The sequence below is a fragment of the Streptomyces sp. NPDC059900 genome (assembly GCF_050270335.1).
Taxonomy (GTDB): domain Bacteria; phylum Actinomycetota; class Actinomycetes; order Streptomycetales; family Streptomycetaceae; genus Streptomyces.
The window spans coordinates 1-7479 of record NZ_JBNNJZ010000404.1 but is presented as its reverse complement, the minus strand read 5'-3'; the positions used below and the strand labels follow the sequence as shown (position 1 = coordinate 7479).

Genomic DNA, 7479 nt, shown 5'->3' with positions numbered 1-7479 from the left:
ACAGCATCCTGTACTACTTCGGCAGCAAGGACCGGCTGCTCCTGGAAGCGCTGAGCTGGAGCGAGGCCGCGCTCACCGAGGAGCGGCGCGCGCTGCTCGCGGGCCGCTCGGCACCCGCACGCAAGCTCGACCGGTTCCTGCGGATGTACTTGCCCAAGGGGCCGCGTGACCCCCGCTGGATGCTGTGGATCGAGCTGTGGGCGCGCGCCGGGGCGAACGAACCGCTCCGCACCGCCCAGGACGGGCTCGACCGCGGCTGGCAGGCGGATCTGGAGGCCCTGCTCGCCGGGGGTGCTGCTCAGGAGGCGTTCGTGGTGGACGACGCCGCGGGCCGCGCCGGTGAACTCCTCGCCCTCCTCGACGGCCTGAGCATCCGGGTGGTCCTGGGGCAGCGCGGCGCGGACCGCCAGGGGGCCCTCGCCTCGGCGCGCTCGGCGGCCGAGCGGCTCGTCGGGCGCCCCGAGGCGGCCGGTACGTAGCCCGAGCGGCCGAACGGGCAGGTCGTGGAGGTCATGACGGAGCCGTGGCGTGGAAGCCTGCAGACATGACCGAAAGCGCGCATCTCTATATGGCGAACCCCCGGATCACGGTCCTCGGCGTCAACCCCGGCCGACCGCCCTTCCGCATCGTGGAGCTCGACGGCGAGGTGGTCGGCGAGGCGAGAGAACTCGTCGACGTCCTGGAGGTGGCCGCCCAGGTGGGCCATGTCGTGGACGACGTGGACGACCCGGACCAGGTGCGCTGGGTGGGCGGCGACAAGTTCACCTGGAAGCCGAAGGGACCGTCCGGGCCGGACGGGCCGGCGGAACCCGGCGGTCGCGACGAGGCCGCGGACGTCAGGGAACCGAGGGGATCGACGAGGGCGAACTAGCCGGGGCGGGGCGCGGGCGGGGATCGGGGCGGTCGGGCTCGAGGTCGTAGATCCTGTTCAGGAGCTCGGCTTCGTTGCCCGTCAGGCCCGCCCTGCGCAGCGCTTCGTCCGCCTCCGCCATGGGGCCCGCGAGCAGCGAAGCCGCCGCGGCCGGGGAGGGGCCGGACAGCGCGGCGCGTGCGGTGTGCAGCAGCCGCAAGCAGGCCTGGGCGGCGGCGAGTTCGGCGGTCGGCGTGCTGGTCATGTCGAGAGCTCCTCTGCGCGGGATCGAAAGGACCGATGGCTCGCACCGGTGGACCCTCCACTCTTGCGCACGGGTCTGACAATCGCGTCCCTACGCGCCCGTGGTGCGCCGGGTGAGCCGCAGCGTGAGCCCTTCGGGCATGAGCGTGAGGCGTTCGACCACCCGCAGGTCGTAGCCGGGATCGGCGTGCAGGTCGTAGCGGCGCAGGAGCATGCCGAGGACCAACGTCGCCTCGTGCAGCGCGAACTGACGGCCGATGCAGGCCCGCGCTCCCGTGCCGAACGGCTTGAAGACATGGGCGGGCCGCGCACGTACCGCCGAAGGGGCGAACCGGTCGGGGTCGAACTCCTCGGGCTGATCGCCCCACGCCGCCGGATCGCGGTGCAGGAGCGTGGCGAGGACGAGCGCCCAGGCGCCCTCGCGCACGGGGTGCACGCCGCCGATGGTCGTGTCCTGCCGGGCCTGGCGGGAGAAGCCGGGCGCGGTCGGCCACAGCCGCAGCGACTCGTCGAGGACGCGGCGCAGATAGCGGAGCTTGGCGACCTGTTCGTAGGCGGGTTCCTGCGCGTCGCCCCAGACCTGGTCGACCTCCGCCTGCGCGCGGGCCATGACGTCGGGGGAGCGCGCGAGGTAGTGCAGCGCGAACGACAGGGCGCCCGAAGTCGTCTCGTGCCCGGCGACGAGGAAGGTGATGACCTGGCGCCGGATGTTCTCGGCGGAGAGCCGCTCGCCGGTCTCTGGGTGGGCGACCTCCAGCATCCGGTCGAGCAGATCGCCGTCGCCCGGGCCCGACGCGGCGCGGCGGGCCGCGACCACGTCGTCGACGGTGCGGTTGAGGTAGGCCATGTCGGCGGCGTTGCGCCGGGTGGCGCCGCGCAGCACCAGCGGGGCAATCGCGGGTGGCACGACGTTGCGGCGCTGGGCGTAGGAGAGCGTGCCGACCATGGCGGAGACGAAGGGGTGGGGGCGGGAGCGCTCGAAGGAGCCGAAGTCGTGCCCGAAGCCGGTGCGGGCGATCGTCTCCAGGGTCAGCTTGGTCATGTCGCCGGGCACGTCCACGGACCGCCCGGCCTGCTCGCGCGCGTCCCAGCGGTCGGTCAGCTGCCGGGCGACGTCCAGCATCAGCGGGTGGTAGCCGGCCATCGCGTCACGGCTGAAGCCCGGCGCGAGGATGTCGTGGGCGAGTTGCCAGTTGGGTTCGTGGTTGTAGGCGGTGAACAGGCCGTCACCGGCCACCGGCCGCAGATTGGCGACGCCCAGGCCCACGTGCTTGGCGAACCGCGACTCGTCGGCCAGCTCGGCCGCCAGTTCGGCGCCCCAGACGAAGACGATCTCCTTGCCGAAGGCCTTGCGGCGGAATATGGGCCCCAGGCTGCTGCCGATCCGCATCGAATCCTGCACGGGCGTGCGGACGTTCGCGCCCAGGACGTCGCCGATCAGGGGCAGGCGGCGCGGCGGATGGGGGATGAGGTCGAGGCGGGGCCACCCGAGCTCGGCGGAGCGGAACCCCTTGGGCGGCCCGGCCGCACCGGCCGCCCCGGCACCCGCTGCCACCTGCGATGTCTGCGACACCTGCGCCATGTGTGTCATCTCCCTTGAGCCGCAGACCCGTTGAGCCTGTTGTACGCGGATTCAATAAGGGCTCCCAGTCTGGTCCCGCTGTTGAATCCACGTCAAGTAAGGTTTTCCCATGGCCGCGAAACCGCAGGAGCGCACGCGCCGCAGACTCAGCACCGAGGAGCGCAGGGAGCAGCTCCTGTCGGCCGGGGCGCGGCTCTTCGCCCAGAATCCGTACGACGACGTCTGGGTCGAGCGGGTGGCGGAGATCGCCGGGGTCTCGCGCGGTCTGCTGTACCACTATTTCCCGACGAAGAGCGACTTCTTCGCCGCCGTGGTGCAGCGCGAGAGCGAACGGATGCTGCGTCTGACGGCGGCGGTGCCCGGGGTGCCCGTCCGCGAGCAGATCGGCACGGGCCTCGACACGTTCCTCGCGTACGTCGAATCGCACGCGGAGGGCTTCCGCGCGTTCCACCGCGCGGAGGAGACCGGTGACGTCACGGTCCGCAGGATCTACCGCGAGGGTCTGGCGGCCCACGAGGACCAGATCCTGGCGGCCCTCGCCGCGGACCCCGACGCGGTGTCCCCGCCCCGCGAACTGCCCGTCCTGCGCCTGGCCGTGCGCGGCTGGCTCGCGTTCATGGTGGCCGTCTGCCTGGAGTGGCTCGAGGAGCCTGGTCTGTTGCCGCGCGCACAGGTGCGGGACCTGTGCGCGAGGGCGCTGCTGGGCGCGATCGCTCCGTGAAAGAGGAGCCCTGGAACGCGCTCGTGCCGGGCGGGCGGGTCAGGCTCAGGCCGCCATCGCCAGGGGCCTGCTGACCGCCACGACCCGGCCGTCCGGGAGCAGCTCGCCGGTGTCGTCGAAGACGATGGTGCCGTTGCACAGCAGGCTCCTTCTCTGCACTTCACTCGATCGTGGTTCGTTGGGGATCACTAGATCTCCTCGGGGCGTGGGCGTGGGATGCCGAGGTTGGTGGTGGGCCTCTCGGAGAGGCGGGCGGCTTCGGCCTGTTTGGCGCGGAGGAAGGTCAGGGTTGAGTCGATGCCTTCGACCTCGCCGAGCCAGTGCTCTTCCTGGGCTCGCTTGCGCCGCAGGAGGAGGTCCTTCTCGATCTCCGCGAGGCGGGGCAGCATTTTGGGGTTGACCTGGAGCATCGGGCAGCGGATGCAGGCGTGTTCGTGGTTGCAGGGGGTGCCGTAGGGGCGGGCGCAGTTGCCGAGTTCGACCTTGCGCTTGTCGAAGTGCTCCTCGAAGTCGGCCCATTCCTCGGGTGTGACCTCGGGGTATTCGATCTCGGGTCGGAGCGATCGGCGGTGGTTCAGGAACCGCTGGTAGTTGGCGACAATGTCTTCGGCGAAGACCGCGACGTAGCCCTGGAGGGTCTGGAGGTTCAGGTGGCCGAGCAGGGCGGCGCCGATGTGGATGGGCAGGCCACCGTTGACGATCTCGGTGGCGAAGAGCCGTCGGAAGTCGTGCGGCGTGAAGGTCATGTCGGCGAAGGCCCGGTGGGTCTCGGCGAGTTCCTCGCAGCTGCGGGCGAACATGTGGATGAACGTGGTCGGGGAGATCACTGATCGCTGCGTGCCGTTCTGCCGTTGCATGAGGAACGGCATGGGCTCTGACCAGGTCTTCTCGTGCGGGTCGTAGCGGTTGAGCAGGCGGACCGGCCGGCCGTCGGGGGTGAGGCGGCGGATGATCTGGGCGATGGCGTGGAACAGGTCCGCGGACATCGGGATGACGCGCTCGCGCTCGCTCTTGGACGGGGCGATGACGAGCAGGGCGATGACCTCGTTGTTCGGGCGCCGATACTGGCGGATGCTCAGGTGGGTGAGCTCGCAGAGCTCCTCAACGCGGATGCCGCTGTGTCGCAGGATCTCCAGGCCGGCCCATTCCCAGAACGCGGTGTCCTCGGTGAGCGTGACGTTGAGGACCTGTCCGTCCTCGTCGGTGACGCGGACCGGTGGTTCGTCCTGGCTCTTGGCCCAGGTGCGGTCGCGGTCGCTGTCCGTGCGCCGGTAGGAGTGCCCTTCGTGCTCGAAGATCTCTCCGAGCTCGACCGCGCGGGCCTTCTTGAGCAGGCCCGTTAAGTGCTCGTAGCGGCCTTCGACGTGCGCGACCAGGGTGGGCAGCAGCGGCTGGCGGACCCGGATGCGGTCGGACATCCGCTGGTGGATCTCCCGCTTGCGCTTGGCGAACCCCTTGAGCTCCTTCGGCCGGATCGGGCAGGGCACGACCCACTGAGCCCACTGCTCGGGCTCGTCGATGGCCCAGCTGTGCAGGTCGAGATAGAGGGCGCGGACGGCCAGGAGGATGCCGGAGTCGTCGGCGCGGGTGCGGCGCTCGTCACGGTCCCACCGCTTGATGGCCTCGCGCCACTGGTCATAGACCTCGGTGCTCAGCGCCAGGTCCTGCTGTCCCGGGTTGATCTTCTCGATCTTGGCCCAGAACGTGTTCGCGAGCTGGCGGGCCAGGGCCGTGATGGTGGTGTAGTCGGTTCCGGCCCGGCGTCGGGTCAGGTAGTCGATCAGCAGCTGTCGGACGCCCTGGTGCTGGATGGGGTAGCGGTCGACGAGCTGGGTGACGGTGAGCTGGCCGCGATAGATGTAGGCCCTCAGGGTCGGCGGGGTGCCGGGCGGGAAGTGGCCCATCTGGTGCAGCACCTGCCAGGTGCCCAGGCCCGCGAAACGGGTCGCCCCCGCCTTGCTGCCGTGGGTCACCCCGAGCCGCTTGGACTCCATGCCGAAGTGCAGCAGCGCCGATGGCGTCAGGTCTTCCAGCGCGATGCCGCCCGTGGTCAGGGCGGCTGCCAGGTCGAACTTCGCCCGGACCCGGTGCATGTGGTGGAAGTCGAAGGCGTCGGCTGCGGCGAAGAACTTCTCCAGCAGCGGATCGGGCTGGAGTTCGCGGAATCTCTGCGGGTAGTCCAGGAACTTGTTCGCGCGGAAGCCGGAGATCGACGGCCGGATGACCCGCAGGCAGAACGCCAGCTTGATCCCGGCGATCAGATCCGCGCTGTCAACGCGGTCGCCCTCGCGCGCCAGGACGCGTACCGACTCGGCGCCTTCGTCGTCGAAACCGCTGGCCAGCCATCTCTCCTGCCACGTATCACCGTGCATCTCCTCCAGGAGGGAGAAGGTGCGCTGGACGGCCTTCCGCCGGCGCCCCGGGTTCGGCTGGCCCTTGGTGACCCGTTCGACGAGGCGAAGGATCTCGGAGGCCGGGGCCCGGGACAGATCGCCGAAGGGGCCTGGTGGTGTGCTGGGCAGCGGTGCCGGTGCCGCCTTCAGTTCCGCGCCGGCGAAGCGTGTGACGGGAGCGGGGACGAACGGCTCGTCGCCGTTGTAGTCGGTGCGGCGGTTGCGGGCGGTGAAGGTCTGGATGTCAGCCACCGAACACCGCCTTGAAGTCGTCCGGGTCGTAGCCTGCGGCGATGCTGGGCTGGACGCGGGGCCGGTGGTAGTGGGCCTGGAGGGCGTCGAAGAGGTCTTCGACGCGGGCGTGCAGGTAGCGGCCGGTGGTGGCCAGGTCGGCGTGCCGGAGGATGGCGCGGACCTCGACCAGGGTCAGGTTGGGGTCGTTGGCCATCCGCTCGGCTGCCGTGTGTCGCAGGTCGTGAAGGCTCCAGTTCGTGCCCAGCCGGTCGTTGGCCCGCTGGATGACGCGCCGCATCGCCCAGTAGGTGAGCGGCTTGTCCGGGCCCCGGCGGGTGCGGAAGACCGGCTCGTGCGGAGCGGGCATGCCCATCACGTCGATGTATGCGGCCAGCACCACCAGGGCCTGCGGACTCGCCGGGATCGGCTCGCGCAGCTTCGTGCCCTTGGAGACGACGTAGACGATCTGGGCCGGCCAGTCGACGTCGGCCGGGGTGACGCCGAGGAGCTCGGAGGCGCGGGCGCCGCTGGAGACGTAGAGCAGTACCGCGGCGCGGTCCCGGTCGTGGTTCATGGCGGCGAAGAACTCGTCCCACATCCCGTCCGGGATGGCCCGGGGCTCGGTGGCCGGGACGCGCTGACGCAGGCGGGAGCGGCGGAAAGCCGGCATAGCCTCCGCCGGGCTGCGGTGAGCCAGCGCCCGGCGCCGTGCCTCAGAGACCGGCACCGGATTCATCAACGGGCCCTTGCCCAGGTCGCGATGGAAGTCGTAGAAGCTGGCCACCACGGTCAGCGCGTGGTTGATCGTCGCCGGGGCATAGCCGGCCTTGAGGTACCGCTTGCCGGTGCGGGGGTTGACCGAGCCGGGCTGCGGCGCGTCCGGCCGGGTGCGGCGGCGCTGCGGATTCGGTGCCGTGCGAAGCCATCCCACTATCACTGCCACCTCCCCTTCCGTCGCCTTGTCCCAGGTCACGTTCAAGAGCCACAGGAACCGGAACCACCGCAGCAGGTCATTGGCGTAACTGCGGCTGGTTGCTGGGCTGTTGTCGTTCAGAGCGAGGTCCCGCAGGTAGGGCGTCACCGACTCGACCGGGCTTCCATCGGGGTCGAGTACGGCGTACGCCGGGTGCTGGGTCTCCAGCTGAACGACCGAGCCGACGCGGGGCAGGACAGCCCGCCCCTCCATCAGCTGGTTGCGCAGGTGCGACATCACACAGAACTCCTTGGGCAGTCGGACATCGCAGTGCCCAACGACCTCAAGAAGGTGCAGTTAACAGACCAGCCCTGTTCGGGGTGGGCGGAGAGAATCCTGGCCGCGAGGTGGTCGGGGCTGTCGGCCGACGGGCAAGGGGGCTGGTGGGCGCACATGGTGTACCTCCGGGTGGGGGTCGCGAACCTTGCGCGCGGCCCGGTCTTTTTTCGGTTTCCCTGTATA

General features: G+C 70.4%; 7 protein-coding genes and 2 pseudogenes. 3 read left to right on the top strand and 6 right to left on the bottom strand.

The window, feature by feature from the left end; translation table 11 throughout:
• Together ACQKIP_RS34120 and ACQKIP_RS34115 are read left to right on the top strand one after the other, a co-directional pair.
• On the top strand, positions 1-479 hold a 479-nt coding region (locus ACQKIP_RS34120), incomplete at its 5' end, for a TetR family transcriptional regulator C-terminal domain-containing protein (protein WP_427745034.1).
• A 65-nt stretch (positions 480-544) separates the two neighbouring features.
• Positions 545-769 (top strand): annotated as a pseudogene (locus ACQKIP_RS34115) (hypothetical protein); the annotation flags it as partial.
• A 67-nt stretch (positions 770-836) separates the two neighbouring features.
• Here ACQKIP_RS34115 and ACQKIP_RS34110 read toward each other — a convergent pair.
• Together ACQKIP_RS34110 and ACQKIP_RS34105 are read right to left on the bottom strand one after the other, a co-directional pair.
• On the bottom strand, positions 837-1115 hold the full coding sequence (locus tag ACQKIP_RS34110) for a hypothetical protein (RefSeq protein WP_365865331.1): 279 nt from the start codon (positions 1113-1115) through the stop codon (positions 837-839).
• A 90-nt stretch (positions 1116-1205) separates the two neighbouring features.
• Positions 1206-2696, bottom strand: coding sequence for a cytochrome P450 (locus tag ACQKIP_RS34105; protein ID WP_365865329.1), 1491 nt, complete (start codon positions 2694-2696; stop codon positions 1206-1208).
• A gap of 109 nt (positions 2697-2805) precedes the next feature.
• Here ACQKIP_RS34105 and ACQKIP_RS34100 point away from each other — a divergent pair, with 109 nt between their 5' ends.
• Positions 2806-3417, top strand: a complete 612-nt coding sequence (locus tag ACQKIP_RS34100; RefSeq protein WP_365865327.1) for a TetR/AcrR family transcriptional regulator — start codon at positions 2806-2808, stop codon at positions 3415-3417.
• Between the two features lie 45 nt (positions 3418-3462).
• On the opposite strand, the gene ACQKIP_RS34095 is transcribed toward ACQKIP_RS34100, so the two are convergent.
• The 4 genes and pseudogenes from ACQKIP_RS34095 to ACQKIP_RS34080 all read right to left on the bottom strand — a co-directional run.
• Positions 3463-3576 carry a DUF5999 family protein gene (locus tag ACQKIP_RS34095; protein WP_427745033.1) on the bottom strand — a complete coding sequence of 38 codons (114 nt, stop codon included), beginning with the start codon at positions 3574-3576 and terminating at the stop codon, positions 3463-3465.
• A 29-nt stretch (positions 3577-3605) separates the two neighbouring features.
• Entirely contained in the window at positions 3606-6062 is a 2457-nt protein-coding gene (locus ACQKIP_RS34090; protein WP_365865325.1) for a tyrosine-type recombinase/integrase, read from the bottom strand.
• Positions 6055-7254, bottom strand: coding sequence for a tyrosine-type recombinase/integrase (locus ACQKIP_RS34085; RefSeq protein WP_365865323.1), 1200 nt, complete (start codon positions 7252-7254; stop codon positions 6055-6057). The genes ACQKIP_RS34090 and ACQKIP_RS34085 overlap by 8 nt, the downstream gene beginning before the upstream one ends.
• A gap of 56 nt (positions 7255-7310) precedes the next feature.
• Positions 7311-7412 (bottom strand): annotated as a pseudogene (locus ACQKIP_RS34080) (DUF5999 family protein); the annotation flags it as partial.
• Positions 7413-7479: the final 67 nt, after the last annotated feature.